Annotated in this window: 13 protein-coding genes; 9 read left to right on the top strand and 4 right to left on the bottom strand. The window is 50.2% G+C overall.

Annotated elements, in window-relative coordinates:
- The first annotated feature begins 18 nt into the window (after nt 1–18).
- The 5 genes from ABEW73_RS23430 to ABEW73_RS23410 all read left to right on the top strand — a co-directional run bounded on the left by ABEW73_RS23430 (nt 19) and on the right by ABEW73_RS23410 (nt 4861).
- Entirely contained in the window at nt 19–528 is a 510-nt protein-coding gene (locus ABEW73_RS23430) for a CYTH domain-containing protein (RefSeq protein ID WP_430168318.1), read from the top strand.
- Between the two features lie 336 nt (nt 529–864).
- Nucleotides 865–1536 (top strand): helix-turn-helix transcriptional regulator, encoded by a 672-nt coding sequence (locus ABEW73_RS23425; RefSeq protein WP_215163763.1) that lies wholly within the window; start codon nt 865–867, stop codon nt 1534–1536.
- A 56-nt stretch (nt 1537–1592) separates the two neighbouring features.
- Complete coding sequence (locus ABEW73_RS23420) at nt 1593–2765, top strand: MalY/PatB family protein (RefSeq protein WP_430168321.1); 1173 nt, start codon at nt 1593–1595, stop codon at nt 2763–2765.
- A 96-nt stretch (nt 2766–2861) separates the two neighbouring features.
- Entirely contained in the window at nt 2862–4388 is a 1527-nt protein-coding gene (gene nhaC, locus ABEW73_RS23415) for a Na+/H+ antiporter NhaC (protein ID WP_430168323.1), read from the top strand.
- An 83-nt stretch (nt 4389–4471) separates the two neighbouring features.
- Nucleotides 4472–4861 (top strand): RidA family protein, encoded by a 390-nt coding sequence (locus ABEW73_RS23410; protein ID WP_430168326.1) that lies wholly within the window; start codon nt 4472–4474, stop codon nt 4859–4861.
- A 109-nt stretch (nt 4862–4970) separates the two neighbouring features.
- Here the strand turns inward: ABEW73_RS23410 and ABEW73_RS23405 are convergent, their stop codons facing one another.
- Both ABEW73_RS23405 and ABEW73_RS23400 read right to left on the bottom strand, forming a co-directional pair.
- Complete coding sequence (locus tag ABEW73_RS23405) at nt 4971–5726, bottom strand: YheC/YheD family protein (RefSeq protein WP_430168329.1); 756 nt, start codon at nt 5724–5726, stop codon at nt 4971–4973.
- Nucleotides 5727–5808: 82 nt separating this feature from the next.
- Complete coding sequence (locus ABEW73_RS23400) at nt 5809–6201, bottom strand: hypothetical protein (RefSeq protein WP_430168332.1); 393 nt, start codon at nt 6199–6201, stop codon at nt 5809–5811.
- 147 nt (nt 6202–6348) lie between these two features.
- Between ABEW73_RS23400 and ABEW73_RS23395 the strand changes: the two genes are divergently transcribed.
- On the top strand, nt 6349–6714 hold the full coding sequence (locus ABEW73_RS23395) for an MmcQ/YjbR family DNA-binding protein (protein ID WP_430168335.1): 366 nt from the start codon (nt 6349–6351) through the stop codon (nt 6712–6714).
- A 124-nt stretch (nt 6715–6838) separates the two neighbouring features.
- Here the strand turns inward: ABEW73_RS23395 and ABEW73_RS23390 are convergent, their stop codons facing one another.
- A complete protein-coding gene (locus ABEW73_RS23390; RefSeq protein ID WP_430168338.1) occupies nt 6839–8113 on the bottom strand; it encodes a chitinase in 1275 nt (424 codons plus the stop codon).
- Nucleotides 8114–8510: 397 nt separating this feature from the next.
- On the opposite strand from ABEW73_RS23390, the gene ABEW73_RS23385 reads away from it, so the two are divergent.
- On the top strand, nt 8511–9863 hold the full coding sequence (locus ABEW73_RS23385) for an MATE family efflux transporter (protein ID WP_430168340.1): 1353 nt from the start codon (nt 8511–8513) through the stop codon (nt 9861–9863).
- A gap of 245 nt (nt 9864–10108) precedes the next feature.
- On the opposite strand, the gene ABEW73_RS23380 is transcribed toward ABEW73_RS23385, so the two are convergent.
- Nucleotides 10109–12730, bottom strand: a complete 2622-nt coding sequence (locus ABEW73_RS23380) for a LuxR C-terminal-related transcriptional regulator (RefSeq protein ID WP_430168343.1) — start codon at nt 12728–12730, stop codon at nt 10109–10111.
- A 191-nt stretch (nt 12731–12921) separates the two neighbouring features.
- Here ABEW73_RS23380 and ABEW73_RS23375 point away from each other — a divergent pair, with 191 nt between their 5' ends.
- A complete protein-coding gene (locus ABEW73_RS23375) occupies nt 12922–16779 on the top strand; it encodes an S-layer homology domain-containing protein (protein ID WP_430168345.1) in 3858 nt (1285 codons plus the stop codon).
- 362 nt (nt 16780–17141) lie between these two features.
- A complete protein-coding gene (locus ABEW73_RS23370) occupies nt 17142–18185 on the top strand; it encodes a BMP family lipoprotein (protein ID WP_430168348.1) in 1044 nt (347 codons plus the stop codon).
- Nucleotides 18186–18203: the final 18 nt, after the last annotated feature.

Raw genomic sequence — 18203 nt, 5'->3', positions numbered from 1 at the left:
TTGGAGGATATAACAATTATGGCGATTGAAATCGAACGCAAATACCTTTTGGAAGCTTATCCGGAAGGCTTGATTCAGGATGGAACCATCGTGGTCGAGAAGGAGCAGTTCATCGAGCAGACGTATTTGGCGCTGGATGGGGATCAGGAGCTTCGCGTCCGCAAAATAACGGATCTGAAATCGGGTCAGGTTGAATTTACCCATACGTTCAAAAAAGGATGGGGAATTGCCAGGGAGGAAATCGAGTTCGCCATTTCCGAAGGACTCTATGACCAAGTGGTGAAGGCGCATGGCGCGATTCCGCTGACCAAGAGACGGGTGACCGCCCGCTTAGGGAACACGATCATCGAAATCGACGATTATGCGCAGATTCACCTGCTGGTGCTGGAGGTAGAGTTTCCTTCCATGGAAGCCGCAGACGGCTTTGTGCCGCCGGCATGGTTTGGACAGGATATCAGCACGGAGAAACAATACAGCAACAAGAAGGTATGGCGGGAACTGCAGCAGCAAGCTGGCAGGGAATCGTAACGGCGTTAGTCACGAAATGGTTAGCTGAAACATAGGAAACATATGCAGCTAGAATGTGGATACTACCCGTTCTCATATGGTTGCAAAAAGGCTCTTGCAAGCGGTCATACCGGACCGCCGCGAAGAGCCTTTTTTATAGCCTTAAATAGAAATCCTTTCGTGAGGCGGGGAATGGTTGATTGAAGAGTGTTTTGAGAAGCATTCGACTTTTTTAGACAAAAACATTGAAAACGTTTTATTATTATAATATAATATTATCATGATAATTAATTATTATATCCCAAGGAATGATATCCGTAACAAATGATGGCGTAACAGAGAAGGGAGATACTCTTCATGAATGAAAACCAGCAGCTGCTTGAAAGCTATTTTCCGATTGCTTCTTTTATCGCGGCGATCATCGGACCTCAATGCGAGGTTGTTGTGCACGATATCAGCGATCCGGAACGCTCTATCATTTTTATCGAGAATGGCCATATTAGCGGACGCAGGGTCGGCGATGCATCCACAGACCTCGTATTGAAAATTTTGAAGGCGGAGGCCTACAGAGAAGAGCAGTTCATCGCGAACTACAAAGCTTCCAGCGCCCGTGGGCAGACTTTCCGATCCTCAACGTATTTTATTAAAAACGGGAGCGGCGAGTTGGTCGGTCTCATGTGCCTAAACATTGACATTACGCATATGGAGGTTGCGGCCGACTGGATCAATAGCATTTTGCAGGGAGGATCGCTTACGCCGCCGGCAGCTCTAGATGCATCCAAGGAGGAGAAGCCGTCCACCGAATACCTGCAGGGGAATGTGGACGATTTGTTGCAGCATATCATCCAGACCGTTCTTAGCAAAATCAGCATTCCGGCGGACCGTTTATCTTCTAACGAGAAGATCGAGATTGTAAAGGAATTGAATGAGCAGGGCGTATTTCTGCTGAAGGGCGGAGTTTCCAAGGTTGCCACGGCTTTATCGATATCGGAGCCTACCGTGTATCGCTATTTGCAGAAGCTGAAATAAGCGGCTTTCATCCGAATAATAAGGCATTGCATCCTGAGACAATGGAAGGTGACATCATGACATTTAATTTTGACAAGGTGGTCAGCCGGTTTGGCACGAACAGTGCGAAATGGGACGGGATGGCGCAGAGCATGGGGAGCGATATGATCGCTCTCTCCGTGGCGGACATGGATCTGCCAGCACCGCCAATGGTGGTGGATAAGGTCGCGGAGGCCGCACATCACGGCATTTACGGGTACACCGATCCGTTCCCGCCTTACTTCGAAGCTGTCCGCACTTGGCTTGATAAAGCCTATGACTGGCAGGTCGAGCCCGAATGGATCGTATTTTGTCCGCGCATTGTTCAAGCCGTTTCGGTCATTATACAGAAGTTCACGGAGACCGGAGACGGGATTCTTGTCCACACGCCTGTTTATCAGCCTATTGCGAAAGCGGTTACGTTAAACGATCGGGTATTGGTTGAAAGTCCGCTTATGCTTGTGGACGGGCGGTATGAGATCGATTTCGAAGATATGGAGCGGCGGATGCGGGATGGGGTTAAAATGGTTCTGCTCATATCCCCACACAATCCGGTTGGCCGCGTATGGACGAAGGATGAGCTTAAACGGATGGCGGAGCTATGTATCCGGTATGACGCACTGATTGTGTCCGATGATATCCATGCTGATTTCATTCATGAGGGACACGAGCATACCGTCATTGCGAAGCTGTCCGAAGAGGTTGCGAATCGTTCCATTATCTGTACGTCACCGGGCAAAACCTTTAACCTGGCAAGTCTCGAAATCGCTAATATCATCATTCCCAATGATGAGCTGCGAGGGCAGTTTAAGCACGGTCTGCTGCAGGCCGGAATTCATAATCCTACATTCTTCTCCGTGCCTGCGCTGGAAGTCGCATACACAGCATGTGATGAATGGTTAACGGAACTTCGTGCTTATATCAAAGATAACATGGCTTATGCCCAAACATTCATAGCTGATCATATGCCAGAGCTGGCCGTGATCGAACCTGAAGGGACATATTTGCTGTGGATTGACTGTACGGTCGTGAGCTGCCATGAAAAGGATTTGATGGAGTGGATCCAGGAGAAGGCGCGTGTCAGCGTTAGCTTTGGTTCTTCTTTCGGTCCTGGCGGTGAAGGTTTCATTAGGGTCAACGTGGGCACGCCGCGTCGTATATTGCAGGAAGGCCTGGAGCGGATTGCCGCGGCTTATCCGCTACAGCGTTAACAACCAAAGTTTAAGAGATCAGAAGGAATAGCGGTCTGTTTTCTGAGAAGGTACATCGATAGACATTTTCTTATTTACATCCAGGGGGAATCCATGATGGCTAAACCAAAAGAGGAACGAATGATAAAGCAGCCGACCATGTTTCTGGCGTTGCTTCCGATTTTTACGATGGTGATTTTGCTGTGCCTTGGTTACGTATTATTTGAGCTGCCGCCCGAACCGCTGATTATTATATCAGCCATTGTCGCAGGTCTGATTGCAATCAAGCTGGGTTACAGCTACAACGATATTTTGGAGTCCATCTCGCAAAAAATTGCGAAAACCATGCCTGCGATCTTAATCCTGATTGTGGTCGGATTTATGATCGGTGCATGGATGGTCGGTGGAACTATTCCTATGATGATCTACTACGGCCTGAAAATCATTGATCCGCAATTTTTGTTGATCACCGCTTTTCTGGTTACATCTGTAGTATCCGTATGTACGGGAACCTCCTGGGGATCTGCCGGGACCATCGGGGTTGCCTTCATGGGGGTCGGCGCTGGAATGGATGCCAATCTTGCCGCTGTGGCGGGTGCAGTTGTAGCGGGTGCTTACTTCGGGGACAAGCTTTCGCCGCTTTCGGATACAACCAATATTGCTGCCTTGTCCACTGGTGTTAATCTGTACGAACATATCGGCCATTTGCTGTATACGACGCTGCCGTCCTTTTTCGTGGCGGGGATCGTTTACGTGGTCACAGGACTGAACACGCATGTATCCAGCGTTGGGGTTCCTGAGAAGGTCACCGAGATCATGAACACGATGACAACAATATACGATTGGAATTTGCTCTTGATCCTGCCGGTATTAATCGTCCTGTACGGCTCGATCACCAAGAAACCGACGATTCCTGTCATGCTGCTGTCGTCCTTTGTGGCCATGGCGAACGGCATGATATTCCATGGCTTCACTTTGCATGATGTTGTGACTTCGGTTGTAAGCGGATTCGATATCGCGATGGTTCATGTTAGCGGCTTTGATCCCAATACCGTCATTGCCGATATTCCGCGTCTCATTAACCGGGGAGGCATGAGCTCCATGATGGGGACACTGCTCATCTGTTTCAGTGCGATCACGTTTGCCGGCACGATATCGCTGACCAAATCGCTGGAGTTGATTGTGGACAAGCTCTTGAAGCATGTGCGTTCCACCGGCTCGTTGATCCTGGCTACGATTGCAACGGGGCTAACCATGATCGGCGTAACCAGCAACGGACAGGTCTCCATCCTGATGCCAGGCGAGATGCTCCGTGAGGCTTACATCCGGCGCGGTCTCCATCCGAAGAACCTGGGGCGGACGGTGGAGGATTCCGCGGCCATTACCGAACCGATTCTGCCATGGACGGCAGCAGGTGCCTATATGGCCGGTACACTGGGCGTAGCGACATTATCTTATTTACCTTGGGCGGTGTTGTGCTGGACAGGCATTATCTTCGCAACGATCTGGGGTTTTACCGGGTTCGGCATCGCGAAGCTTACGCCCGAGCAGCAGGAGGAAATGTTGAAGGAATACGACAATCCGCATAAAGGAAGTCAGAACAAGCCTCATGCGGATGATGCAGGTGCAGCATCTGTCCATTAATGCAGGATGAATATTTCTTGGATTAAGACAAGAAATCATCAATATAAATGCGTGATCGTATGCGCTAAAGAGGAGAGAACACCATGACACAACAAGAGAGAAAAACCATCGCCACTCAGCAAGCACCTGGAGCCATAGGCCCTTATTCGCAAGCGGTGCAATACGGAAATCTTCTGTTTACATCCGGTCAGCTTGGGATGGATGCGTCGGGGCAGTTTGCCCCGACGGTAGAAGAGCAGGCGAATCGCTCACTGCTTAACGTGAAGGCGATTCTGGAAGCGGCCGGCTTTGGGATGGAGGATATCGTCAAAACTACGGTCTTTTTAAAGGACATGAATGATTTCCAAGCCGTCAACGAAGTATATGCTTCTTTCTTCTCAGAGCCATATCCGGCACGGAGCGCCGTGGAGGTTGCCCGTTTGCCGAAGGATGGACTGGTTGAGATTGAGGTGGTAGCCAGCAAGCCGGAGTAATAAGCGCTCTTCGAGGTATACAGAAAATACGATGATGAACGAGATTGCAGCCAAAAACGGCCGGGCATTATGCCCGGCCGTTTGGTTTAAGCAACTGAAGAGTCCTCGTTTATTTCGTACGCCCATATTGCTTCCCGTAAGACAGCACCTTATAGTACAGGCTTTTGTCTTTCAAGTTTTTGAGCGGATAAATTTGCGGCCTGGTGTTGACCTCGAGAATCCACGGTCTGCCTTTGGAATCGACAGCCACGTCCAGGCCAAGTTCCTTAAATCCTTTGTAATGGCGGTCGAAGTTTTTGCCTACGGCCACGCCGAGACCTTTAAGCTCCGACTCCAGCTGCTGGGTAAAGGCCGAGCCGAAATTGGCGCCGCTCATCGTCTTCTTGAACGTGCCGATGGAGCCGCCTTGATTATAATTGGTGGCAACTTTGTTCGGGTTGCCGACCTTCGTGAATAGGGCGGTACTGACCCAGGCGCCCTCTCGGGTTTTCTGGACCATGACCCGGATATCAAATGGCTTGCCATTGTTTTTGGCCAGACGAATTCCTTTTTGCAGCAGGTAGGGTCTGCTCCCGGCAAAGCGGTTCAGATCACGGTACAATTGAGATGAGCTGGAGTATGACGTTTTCTTGGTATTCAGCTGGCTTTGGTGGCCCCCGTCCGTTTTGCGGATTCGGATGATGTTATTGCCGCCTGAACCATCCGTAGGTTTGAAGAAAACCGTAGTGTAGTCAGCCAGCATAGCGTTCAGGTTTTTTTTACTAAACGGCAATGTGTGCGGTACGTATTGTCTGAAATAAGAATCTTCGTTTAACCATTTCGTTTTCTTCCATTTGCTTTTGATGGTACTGCTTTTATATTTCATTGTTAAGAGGCTCACCTCTCTCTTTTTTGTTCAGCATATGCCAAAAAAGTAGAGCAAGCCTCCACGATGGCCTTAAACCAAGCTATGTACTTGAAAACAATTTTTTATCGAAAAACAATAAGATGATAAATAAAGCTGCCGCGACAAGCAGTATCGACGCCGGTATGATAAAGGCCAGCAGGGTTGCCGTATTCTGCATCTGATAATACATCAGCATGCCCAGCGGCATGATCCCGCCCCCTAGCAAACTCGTCCAGAAGTGCATCACAGCCGTCTTTTTCATGCTGAGCTTGTCCCGAAAGACGTAGTAGAACATGCTATAGGCAAATAAGGTCAGCCAGCCCACCACCAGGATATGAGCGTGCCCTGCAACCATGCTATAGCTGCTTCTGCCTGCCATGTCTGCTCCGATCAAAGCGCCGATGAGCATGTAAATGGCCGCAATCCGCATCAGCCACTTGCTGTATTTCAACATGGATAAATTCCCCCTTGCATCTTGAATCAGTCCCAATATACAAGAGTTGTATGAACGGAGCATGAACAATATATCAACCGGAATTGAACAGGGAAACATCATCCACTATAATCAAATAGATCTGATATAGAAGGAGAGAATTTCCAGGTGCGAAACCCACTCATTGCTTACTGTCTTTCGAAGAAAGCTGCAACCGAGGACTATCCGTTCGGACCGCTTCCGATCGTCATGAAAGTCGGGGGCAAAATGTTTGCCCTGATTACCATAACGGCAGAAGAGAAGGTTAGTCATATTTCCCTGAAATGCGATCCGGTGATTGCAGAGAATTTGCGCCAGCAGCATGACGCAGTGCAGCCCGGATATCATCTCAACAAAAAACATTGGAATACCGTTACCGTGGATGGCTCCTTAACGGAAGCGGATCTCCACGATATGATTGATCATTCCTATGATTTGATACTGAAGAGTTTACCGAAGGCTCAGCGCGATGCGATCTCTCAGCGGCTTGTATGAAGCCTGCTGAATAAATAATCGCCCTATGGCATAGTGGAGGTAGATAAACATCCACTTGCCAGAGGGCGATTATTAGATGGTACCATCAAACCTTATTCCAACCCATCCGCTGGGCGGTTTCGTATTAGAATGGTCTCATGCCCAAAGTATCCACTTTCTCTCCGGTAATATCAACGCCCATACGGCTTGTAATATCGCGGTAGTGACCGGCGCGGCGCTGCACCGGGCTGCCCTCGGTTTCACCGAGGTTGGCTTCCAGGCCGTTCAAGACCATCACGGTCGTACCGAAGCCGGGATCGCCCAGCCCTCTAAACTTCTCAAGTGGGGAAGGCTTCCATCTGCCAACCATCACGTCATGGGCGGAAGGCTTCGGGTCCTGCGGCGTCATCCAGAACAGGATGGCGGTCATGTAACCGATTTTGCCGTCAGCGGCAACGATCTCCGGATTGTCCAGCAGCACGCTTTTGTCTCCATAGATAATGGAACTGAACAGGCCGTAATTAAAGTTCCAGCTGAGCATGATCGGTCCCCGTCCATAATAGCGTTTATCTGGTGTTCCGGGATAGAGCTCAGCGCTGGCAGGATCGACGAAGGCATCCTTGTTGACGCCAGTCCGACCAGCGATGTTCTCGTTCCAGAACAATCCCCAACGGAGCGGTCCTCCTGGAGCGGTAGCCCAGCCTCCCCCCGTTTCGTGGGACAGATTGGCGAGGAAGGCTGCCAGTTCGCGCTTGCGGTCCTTCTTGAACCCTTCCTTCAGGAAAGTGCCGCCGTCAATGATAACGGTTTCAATATCTTTGTTAAGGTTCCCAGCCGAATGGAAGTCAGCTGAACGCACAACGAGCGTTTCAATGCGGGCGTCCTTGTCTAATCGGTAAATCTCCTGCGCGGAAGGGGTACCTTGCCGCGTGTTGATCTTGATCTTCAGATTGGAGACCTCCGCGACCGCGTGGATGAGATTGTCGTATGAGAAATAGTCCGTCTGATCGGCCTTATAGTATTCTTTGCCACTGGCGACTTTAAACCATTCCGCCGAACCTAGCCGGTAAGGGAACAACGCCTCGTAGTCTTCCTCCGAGAGCAGTGCTTTAACGGCGGCGATCGCCTTCTCCGGTGTGTAATCCGGATCGAGGCCATCCCAGTTCTGGTCGATCTCCTTACGGCTGATTAGCCGGTGCTCCCCGATCGCTAGGGAACCGCTTAGATTCTCCGTGATTTGTGCTGGAACTGAGGTGCTGGATTTGGTGCTGGCTGCCGGATGAGCGGAAGATGCTTCGGCTTGGGGAGCTTCATCGGCTGCAAAGGCATGAAGCGGGGTCATGAGGAGCGCAGCGCCAAGGGCTGCAATCATACTTCGCTGGATCATTTTGCGGGATAACGGATATTTCCACACGGTCATACACATTCTCCTCTGTATCATTGGGATTGGATTACACTGCCATCATATATACGGTATGTTTTTTTGTACATAGTCAGGAAATCCCACGATTTAACGCGCAGTTGACATTGAAGGGGAAGCTCTGGGGCTTACCAGGGGGGGAGATGTGACGATAGACAGGGGATTTGCTGTGGAATTACTAAAGATGCCGTCGAAGTTCGAATACCGGCATTCGCAGTGTCCTCCAACTTGATGACTAGTTTTTTAATGTAAAAACATTATAATGTTATTATGTTTTTGATTCTAGCAATCTACTAATCCATGGAGGAATGCTTCACTTCATAATGTTCTGTTCATTTGTTTAATTTCATATAATATTAGAGATTTATCATCTTATAGACGAAGAAGGTTAACTGACATGAGTTTATTTGTTCGCGAAAAAGGGTTCTACAAAAGCTTTTTCTGGCTGACGCTTGTGATCGGGATGCAGAACCTGATATCGGTCGGCGTGAATTTGTCGGACAACGTCATGCTGGGAGGATACAGTGAATCGGCGCTATCGGGTGTTGCCCTCGCGACCCAGATCCAATTCCTGCTGCACATGCTGGTTATGGGCGTATGCGAAGGATTGGTCATCATGTCGTCCAGATTCTGGGGAGCGAAGGATTTAGGCTCCATCAAAAAAGCAGCAAGCATCGGCATGCGCATGGCCATTTTCCTCAGTATTGTGTTATGGATAGTTGTGTTCTTTTTCCCGCATGAGGTACTGTCCTTGTTTACGAAGGAAGAGAATGTTATAGCCGCAGGTGTGGAATATTTACGAATCATCTGTTTCTCTTATATCTTCTTTGCCGTCACCAGTTCCTTGCTGGCTTCACTGCGAAGCGTGGAAACGGTGAAAATCGGCTTTGTGGTATCGTTATCGACCCTGATTATCAACATCTGCCTGAACTATATCCTCATCTATGGGTATTTAGGTTTTCCTGAACTGGGTGTGACCGGATCGGCTATCGCTACCCTGACGGCTAGAATCATTGAATGTGTGATCGTCCTGGTGTACATTAAACTATTTGATCGCAAAATTTTGCTGAAGCTGCAGGATTTCCTGCAGTTCGATATGGAGCTCTTCAAACAGTACATTCGCGTAGGCTCCCCGATTCTGCTGTCGAACACGATATGGGGGCTTGCCATGGCGGCACAAACTGCCATTCTGGGGCATATGGGAGAATCGGCAATCGCGGCCAACAGTATTGCGACTACGATTTTCCAGATGGTGACAGTCATCGTTTACGCTTCGGCCAGCGCAACGGCTGTGCTGATTGGGAAGACCATCGGTGAAGGGTTGATGGACAAAATCATATCCTATGCCAAAACGCTGCAGATTCTGTATATCCTGCTCGGCTTGCTGACGGGCGCTGTACTGTTTGTGATTAAGGATTTTGTGCTGGGCTTCTACTCCATATCCGATGAAGCGAAGACACTCGCGCTGCATTTCATGACAGTGTTGTCAATCACCGTAGTCGGAACGGCTTATCAGATGCCGGCATTGACGGGCATAGTGCGAAGCGGCGGAGACACCCGCTTTGTGCTTTACAATGATTTGATTTTTATGTGGCTGATCGTGCTGCCCTCCTCGGCATTATGCGCGTTCGTGTTCCATTTATCACCACTCGCCATATTCATTTGCTTGAAGTCGGATCAGATACTGAAGTGTTTTGTAGCGATCGTAAAGGTTAACCGATTCAAATGGATACGCTCCTTCAGCTCATGATGGATAGACGGTTGTCTTAAGGAAAATTGATTAAGCAAAAGGAACCCCGGGTCCACGGACCGACCGGAGTTCCTTTTTTGATATTATAGAATGTATAAGTTTTCAGCGAAGCATAAGCCATTCTGTATTCGCATTATATGTTTTGGGGTCCCCGCAAAGTATTTGGAGTAAGGATCGAAGCATAGGCTCCACTTTGTGGGGTATTGTTGTGGGGTATTGTTGTGGGGCTATTTGGGATATAGCATTCAATCCTCTAGCAGGTTCAATGACTGGGCTTTAACCAGAGCCTGCGTGCGGGTAGTCACGCCGAGCTTGCCATACAGTCTGGATAAATATACCCGGACCGTTCCTTCGGACAGGCCAAGTGCAGCAGCCATCTGTTTATTGGCGGCACCTTGCCGGATCAGATGCAGGAGATTCATTTCATTCCGATTCAGCGGCTCCGGGAGAACAGACGGGGATAGCTTGGCGGATGAAGGGTCCGCTTGGGGATAATCCGGAAAATGCTCCAACAGGATGCGTACATATTCAAGCAGCTGATGCTGCTCCGGCTGTAAGCCGCTTTCTTGTCCTTGGTGGTTTCCATACAGCTTTAGCAGCCGGTACATCTCCTCTCCTTCGTCCAGGAAGGAACGGACATAACCGTTCTGTGCTCCAATACGTAATGCGTCGCCAAGGAGATAAAGAGACTGCTTTCGCTGACCACGCTGATATTCCAGCAGCGCTTGCAGACCTGTGATCTCGATGATGCTGGATCGCTGCTGTTCGCGCTCGGCTTGGGGTTTTAACATCTCCAGGAGGTGAAGCGCCTCGGTTTCCCTGCGCTGTTTGCCTAACAGGCGAACGAACGCCAAATATTCGGTTTCCCGGCTATAGGTTGGTCGGTCCTTGACGGAAATCGGGAGGCCGGCCGCTTCCTTCCGGGCTTCGGTTATACGCCCTTCCCGAATATAGAGCATGCATCGTATAGCCTTTAATGGAGCAAGCCATGAGCTCGCTTTCCTGCCGAGGACAGCAGTCCATGCTTCATCCAGAGCATAATGGGCCAGATGAAACTTGCCCTCTGCAGCGTACAGCTTGGCTTCGGTTATATGAAGCGGCACGAACAAACCCATGGTTTCTTTGGCCGGGGGCGCATTTCGAATCTGTACCAGCAGTTGACGGCATTCGGTAAGCTTGTTCCATTCATAATACCCCTCGCACAAGGATTGCTTTACATATAAATTCATGAGCGAATGCGCCCATCCATGAGATTCCAGCACACCGGTAAAAAGATGCGCGATCTTCTCCGTATCAGCGGAGAGAGCTCCCTTCATGCCAAGCGGTGTACGTCTTACGTAAGGTTCCTGCCGGTTGTAATCGAATTGATAGTAGATCGGATTGTCGGGCATAGCGTTGTCGAGGATGCCTTCGCTGAAAGCAAACCATTTGCCGAAGTCCCCGTTCAGAAAAACAAGATTGGAACGCACGAACAGGAGGCTGCTTCGGAGCTGCTCCCTTCGATCTGATGACGGGAGTGCGGCGCACGTTTCTTCAATCCGGGACAGCATGCGCTCAGACCGCTCCAGATCCCCTGCCAGAACCATGATAAAGGCATGCGCTAATGACATTTCAAATGTCATTGAGAATGGGGATGGGATGCGGTCAAACCATTCTAGCAAGGTAGCAATCTCCCCCCGTTCAAGCACGGTTTGCATATGCTGCTCCAGCAAGTTCACGGCTCCCTCAATATCCTGCGCTGCAAACATATGGTCAATGGCCTCATCCATAGAACCGGTAGAAGCGTAATATTGCCCGGCAAGCCGCTGACGCATCGTATACTCCCCGTTATCCTCACGCAGCAGGAGGTCCAGCAGAAACTGCGAGAACAGATGATGATAGCGATAGCAGGTATGATGTTCATCCAGTGGAACCAGAAACAGATTCAGCTTCTGCAGCTCCTCCAGCATCGGGCGGCTGTCGCTGAGATCGGTTACAGCATCGCACACCTGTGGATGAAGCTCCGATAGGACTGCGGTCTGCAACAGAAAAGTGAGCACCTCGGAAGATAGCCTGCCTATCACCTCCTGGAACAGATATTTTGAGATCAGAAGTGGATTCCCCTTCATATCTTCGACGAATGGCCCCAAATCGCTGCCGGTTCGCAGGGAAAGCGAAGCAAGCTGGAGCCCGGTTATCCAGCCTTCCGTTCGATTAAGCAATGCATCCAGTTGCATCGGAGTTAGACGGAGCTGACTGCTATCTGATTCATGCCGGAAAAAGCGCTCGGTTTCGTCAGAGGTGAATTCCAGCTGCTTCATTCCGATATGGTTGACCTCATGGTTAACCATCCCCTTCATCGTGGGGAATGGAAGCTCGGTTCGGGAGGAGATGAATAGATGAATAGGCTCAGGGAGGTAATCAATCAAGTAGGAAATCCCCGCATGGATTGCATGATAGTGAATGCTATGCAAGTCCTCGAGAATGAGATTGAGGGGTTCATGCTCCTCGTATAATTCACTGATCAGCGTATCCAGAAAGCTTTCAATCGAGGCGCTTGGCAGCAGATGCATATGGTTCATAAGCCGATCTCCTTGCTGTTCTGGAAGAACCGAAGCCAAGGCGGCTGTAACGTATCGCCAAAAGCGGACGGGATCGTTATCCCGTTCATCCAACGACACCCAGGCGCATCGCTCGTTGGCTCCATGGGCCCACTGAGCCAGCAGCGTCGATTTGCCGTATCCGGCAGGGGCAATAACGGTAGTCAGTTGTCCATTGTGGCCTGCTGTCATCGCTTGAATAAGCCGATCCCGGTGAATGAGATGCTTTTTTAACCCGGGAAGACTTATTTTCATTTTCAGAATAGGTGAATCGGTCAGTAATTTCATAGGTACCCTCGCTATATACGAACGTTATTTTTACGAAATTTGAGTCAAGATAACTAGATTATATGAAAAAAATGATGAAAAGTTAACGTTTGTCAATCGTTTCCCTTCCATTTATTTGATAGCATCCATGGTACCGCGGTCCCGAACGGGATTGTGGTTTATAAGCGCTGATGAAATGAGGGAGGAGATTTATGTTACGGCGTTCAGGGAAAATCCTGCTATGTATAGCTTTGCTGTTGATGCAGATGAATTGGGTATTCGGATACCGGCAAGCTTTCGCGGCTACCGCGATTGCACCGAAGCTTATGGCCGGTTATTATCATACCGTTTCGCTTACAAGCAGCGGCGAAGTTTACTCATGGGGGTTTGGAGACAGGGGGCAGTTGGGTTCCGGCATATGGAGTGCCCGGGTCACTCCCGTTATGGCGAAGGGTTTGAACCATGTCATAGACATTCATTCCGGCGTCCGCAGCTCGATGGCGCTTCGTCAGGACGGAACGGTGTGGACCTGGGGGGCAAACGAGAACGGCCAGTTGGGAATCGGAACGACAACGAATGTGAACGCTCCCACACAAGTTGCGGGTTTAAGCGGGATCAAGGCCATATCCGGCGGACTAGGCTATCACGGCATGGCGCTTTCCGAGAACGGAAGCGTATGGACTTGGGGGAGAAACGTCAACGGTGAGCTGGGCAATGGAACGACGATACAACAAAACGTCCCGGTTCAGGTGACCGGTTTGAACGATGTGACGGCCATTGCGACAGGGGGTTATTTCAGTCTTGCCTTGAAATCCGACGGCACCGTATGGGCCTGGGGCGTCAACGAAAGCGGGGAGCTTGGCGATGGAACGACGACGGATCGATACATGCCGGTACAGGTTGCCGGGCTGACAGACGTCGTTGCCATTGCCGCCGGGGGGTCTCATAGTTTAGCGGTTAAACAAGACGGCACCGTCTGGGCATGGGGAAAAAACACATACGGCATGCTTGGGGACGGTACAAGAACAAACCGAACGAGACCGGTGCAGGTTCGAAGCCTGGAGCATATTGTTGCGGTTGCAGGCGGAGGGTACCACAGTCTTGCAGTAGACGAAGCAGGAAACGTATGGAGCTGGGGGGATAACAGTCAGAAGCAGCTTGGCCTGCCGAATGCTTACAGCCTCATGCCGGCCCCTGTGCCGGGGATCGAGCATGTACGCGAAATTTCCGCCGGCGGCTTTCATAGCGTGGCGATGAAGAAGGATGGGACCGTCTGGGGATGGGGCTTGAATTCCGGAGGGCAAATCGGAGACGGGACGATAAACACGAGGGAAATACCTACCCTGTCGAAGGCCGTGCTGGATACCACGTCCCCGGATACAGGAAGCGGGGGCTTGAATCCGTACAGCATTACAGCGGACTCGGTTGGATTGGAGTGGCCTAAAGCCCGGGATAATATGACGGAGCAGCACGAACTGCAGTATCTTCTGTATTCGTCTGACAGCCCGAATATCGAGGGTGTAAGTCAAATGGAGAGGTACGGAAAGCCGAACGGAAACTACACAGTGGATCTAACCGCACTTGAGGTAAATGGACTTGCGGAAGGCACGGACTATTATTTTAATGTCATCGCCAAAGATGCCGTCGGCAGAAAAAGCGCATACCGTATGCTGAAAGTGACAACGAAATGGCCGCAAATCTATTCGTTAATCTATGATGGCAACGGAAATGCTACGGGGAATGTTCCGGCAAGCAGCGGTTTGTTTGCCAAAGGCGACGAAACGGTTGTGGCGGGCAATACGGGCCAACTGGGCAAGGATGGATATACCTTCGTCGGCTGGAATACGGAGGCCGATGGAAGCGGGATCGATTATCCGGCTGGAGGCAAGCTTACATTTGGTACGCAGGATGTCACGCTGTATGCCAATTGGAGTGCGAACCCGGCACCAACCGAACTTACGGCGGTATCGTATACGCCGGCTCATCAGTCTGCCGGAGTTGAAAGAGATGCGACCCTGCAGATTGTCTTTAATGAAGAAGTGACGGCTGTGTCCGGTAAATTGATTACGATTAGGCAAGCTTCGGATCAGCGTGTTGTGGAGACCATCGATGCTGCTGATGCAGGTAAAGTCTCGGTTCTCGGGAATACGTTGACCCTGGATCCGTTGACTGCTTTCGACTATGGAGCGACCTATTATGTCGAGATCGAGTCGGGGGCTTTTACCGGTAACCATTCGGGTACCTATTTTGCCGGAATTCAAGGCCGGGATGCCTGGAGCTTTACGGTCAGGGAACCTGCGGCCCCGGCGTATGACGCTACCTTGCAAGCATTGGCGCTGAATTCAGCTGGAGGGGAAGTGGGTCTGAGCCCTGAATTCGATAGATATCACTTCGATTACAAAGCACAGGTAGCCAATGAAACGGATCGCCTTACAGTGACTGCCCAGGTGTATGACGCTCGTGTGCAGGTAACGGTTAGCGTGTACGGGGAAGCCGGGGATTTGGGAGTGGGGCCGATCGATATTTTCTCCGGTCAGGAGAGCCCGGAACTCCCGGTTTTCGTCGGCAACCATGAAATCGAGGTCGTTGTGACAGCGCCGGATGGCCAGCACCAGAAATATCGTGTAATGGTGACAAGAGCGTCGTCAACCGGAGGCGGAGGTGTAACGCCTGAAGAACCGGGAGGAGGTTCGTCTCCTGGAGGTACTGGATCAGGATACGCAAATTCAGGTTCATCAGGCAGTGCCACGCCATCAGAGAATAGAGTGAATGTCAGAGTTACGCTAAACGATGAATCTCAGGAAGGGATGGTTACAGGCTTGTTCCATGAGACAGATGGACGTACCGTCGTTTCGATGAAGCTGGATACGGCAAAGCTGGAAGCCCGTTTAAAGACCGTGGACTACAATCCGGTCATCGTCATTGCGCTTGCACAGCCTGCGGATCATGTCTACCTGGAAATAAGCAGTGCTGCAATTGACCTTCTTGATGCTAAGCAGGGCGCCATTGAAATCCGATCCGTTCTCGGTACCTTCCATGTTCCTGCTGCCGTGATGGCGTCATCGCGCTGGCAGAAGTCGGGAAGTTTGGATAAACCGATAGCGGCGGATCAAATGTTGGTGACTCTGACGATGGCTGCCAGCGATGCAGCTAAGGTAAAGGCTGTTCAGAAGGCGGCGCTGCAATCCGGCATAACCTTAGTCAGTGTGCCTGTCGATTTTGAAATTACAGCTAAAGTTCAGAACATATCCCTGCAATTAGATCCGTTTCCACAGTATGTGGAGCAGCGGATTTCATGGTCACAGGGAGTGTCAGGCCCGATTACTACAGCTGCCCGGGTGGATGAGAATGGAGATTTCCATCATATTCCGACGCGAATAGAGATGAAGAAAGATGGAAGCAGCGAGGCCGTTTTGCATCGCCTCACTGCCGGAACCGTTGCTCTTATATCTCATCAAGCGAGCGTTGCCGATGTTTCGTTTCATTGGTCCAAGGATGCTGTGAACGATCTGGCTTCGCGATTGATCCTCGATGGAATCGGCCGAGTGATGGAGCCCACAAACACGGGCGCGAATCAGACTGAAAGGACCCTTTTCGCTCCGGACGCTCAGGTAAACCGTGCGGAGTTTGCTGCCATGATCGTAAGGGCACTCGGTTTGCACGAAGTGAAGGGCGAAGTTCCTGCTTTTCAGGATGTCAGCGCAGGCGACTGGTATAGCGGCGTCATTGCACAAGCCGTACAGTATGAGCTTCTTCAGGGGTATGAGGACGGCCGTTTTCGGCCAACTCAAGGCATTACGCGCCAGGAAGCCATGGCGGTTATGGGTAGAGTGATGAAGCTGACCGGATTAACGAGTACAGTGAATGAGGTGGAATCAGCGGATATCCTTTCCTCGTTTAAAGACCTCCAAGACCTGTCCGCTTGGGCCAAACCGGCTGCTGCCGCGCTTGTGCAGCAAGGAATAGTCCATGGAGCCGGCGCAGGGCTTAAGCCGCTGCAGAAGCTGTCCCGCGGCGAGGCCGCCGTAATGCTGCAGCGATTACTAAAGGCCGCAGAGCTGATCGATTGATACAGCGGGATTAACATAGATCGGATCTTAGAACCTTTCATATATTTGCAGGGATGCCATTTTGGCATCCTTTTCTGCGTAAATGAAAAGGAAAAGCAGCGTATAAGCTGCCAACAATTTGAAAATAATGCGTTTTCATGCGGATCTCTGTAGAAAACGCTTGCTCAAATGTTGGCAATTTCCGAACATTCTCGACATTTTGATAAGGTAATGTTCTGTGATATCGGCAGTTTTCCGCCAAATTTTTGCTAAAAAACACATTAAACTACATAAAACGCTAAAATTTTTGTTTTGACATCTGCTTGTCTATACCATAGGATAATAGTATAAAAAGTGCTCACTTAGGAGGATAAGGTCAGGAAATGAAAAAGACATGGTCAATTCTATTAACACTCGTATTATCCGTTGGATTGCTTGCAGGTTGCGGCAATAATGATAATTCTACTGACAGCGATGCAGCTAAAGGCGGTTCAGAAGGATCTCAAGATAAGAAACGCATTGCACTTGTTCTCCCTGAGAAGATCGGCGTGAATCCTTTCTTTGCATTGATGGACGAAGGATTGCAGAAGGCTGCTGCCGATTTCAATGTCGAAGTGAAAACAATTGAATCGACAGACCCGGCTTCGATCGAGCAAAACCTGCGTACGGCCGTTGCCGAGAAATATGATCTGATCATTACTTCCACCTTCCAGATGGAAGATGCACTGAAGAAGGTTGCACCGGAGAATCCGGACGTGCCTTTCGCCATTATCGATACAGTGGTAGATTTGCCGAATGTCCGCAGCGTTGTATTCCGTGAACATGAAGCAGCTTATCTGCTGGGTGCAGCAGCTGGACTGGCTACGAAGACAAACAAGGTTGGCAACGTGGTTGCAGACGATATTCCTATTATGCATAAATATATGACCGGCTTTGCCGAAGGTGCAAAATCGGTAAACCCTAACGTTGAAATATTGGTTAACTATGTCGGCGGATTTACAGACCCGGCTAAAGCGAAGGAACTCGCGCTCCTCCAGAATTCCAAGGGTGCCGATTTCGTAGCTGGCCTCTCTGCTGTCGGTGACCTCGGCGTGTTTGAAGCAGCGAAAGAAAAAGGCTTCTACGCTTCCGGACAAGATACGGATAACACGGGCACGGATCCTGAGCACGTTGTGCTTGCTCAATTGAAAGGCACAGACGCTGTTGTATACGAAACGGTTAAAGACTTCTCAGAAGGCAACTACTCTTTCGACATTCGTGACTACGGCCTGAAAGAAGGCGGCGTGGGTCTCACATACGTTACCCATGAGAGCAAAACACCGCTCAATCCATTCATTGGACAAGACATCGTGGATCAGCTTAAGGTGATTTCCGACGATATTATCGCCGGAAAGATTAAAGTAACCAACGCATTGGAACAAAATTAGTTCTCACCTGGACCGGCT

The sequence above is a fragment of the Paenibacillus lautus genome (genome assembly GCF_050482385.1).
GTDB lineage: Bacteria > Bacillota > Bacilli > Paenibacillales > Paenibacillaceae > Paenibacillus_AQ > Paenibacillus_AQ lautus_B.
This window is presented reverse-complemented; position numbering and strand designations above follow the sequence as displayed.

Bases quoted from the DNA above. Each gene is read 5' to 3' on its own strand.
- ABEW73_RS23410 (WP_430168326.1), top strand. From the start codon at position 4,472: ATGACACAACAAGAGAGAAAAACCATCGCCACTCAGCAAGCACCTGGA.
- ABEW73_RS23380 (WP_430168343.1), bottom strand. From the start codon at position 12,730: ATGAAATTACTGACCGATTCACCTATTCTGAAAATGAAAATAAGTCTT.
- nhaC (WP_430168323.1), top strand. From the start codon at position 2,862: ATGGCTAAACCAAAAGAGGAACGAATGATAAAGCAGCCGACCATGTTT.
- ABEW73_RS23390 (WP_430168338.1), bottom strand. From the start codon at position 8,113: ATGACCGTGTGGAAATATCCGTTATCCCGCAAAATGATCCAGCGAAGT.
- ABEW73_RS23375 (WP_430168345.1), top strand. From the start codon at position 12,922: ATGTTACGGCGTTCAGGGAAAATCCTGCTATGTATAGCTTTGCTGTTG.
- ABEW73_RS23425 (WP_215163763.1), top strand. From the start codon at position 865: ATGAATGAAAACCAGCAGCTGCTTGAAAGCTATTTTCCGATTGCTTCT.
- ABEW73_RS23400 (WP_430168332.1), bottom strand. From the start codon at position 6,201: ATGTTGAAATACAGCAAGTGGCTGATGCGGATTGCGGCCATTTACATG.
- ABEW73_RS23385 (WP_430168340.1), top strand. From the start codon at position 8,511: ATGAGTTTATTTGTTCGCGAAAAAGGGTTCTACAAAAGCTTTTTCTGG.
- ABEW73_RS23405 (WP_430168329.1), bottom strand. From the start codon at position 5,726: ATGAAATATAAAAGCAGTACCATCAAAAGCAAATGGAAGAAAACGAAA.
- ABEW73_RS23420 (WP_430168321.1), top strand. From the start codon at position 1,593: ATGACATTTAATTTTGACAAGGTGGTCAGCCGGTTTGGCACGAACAGT.
- ABEW73_RS23430 (WP_430168318.1), top strand. From the start codon at position 19: ATGGCGATTGAAATCGAACGCAAATACCTTTTGGAAGCTTATCCGGAA.
- ABEW73_RS23370 (WP_430168348.1), top strand. From the start codon at position 17,142: ATGAAAAAGACATGGTCAATTCTATTAACACTCGTATTATCCGTTGGA.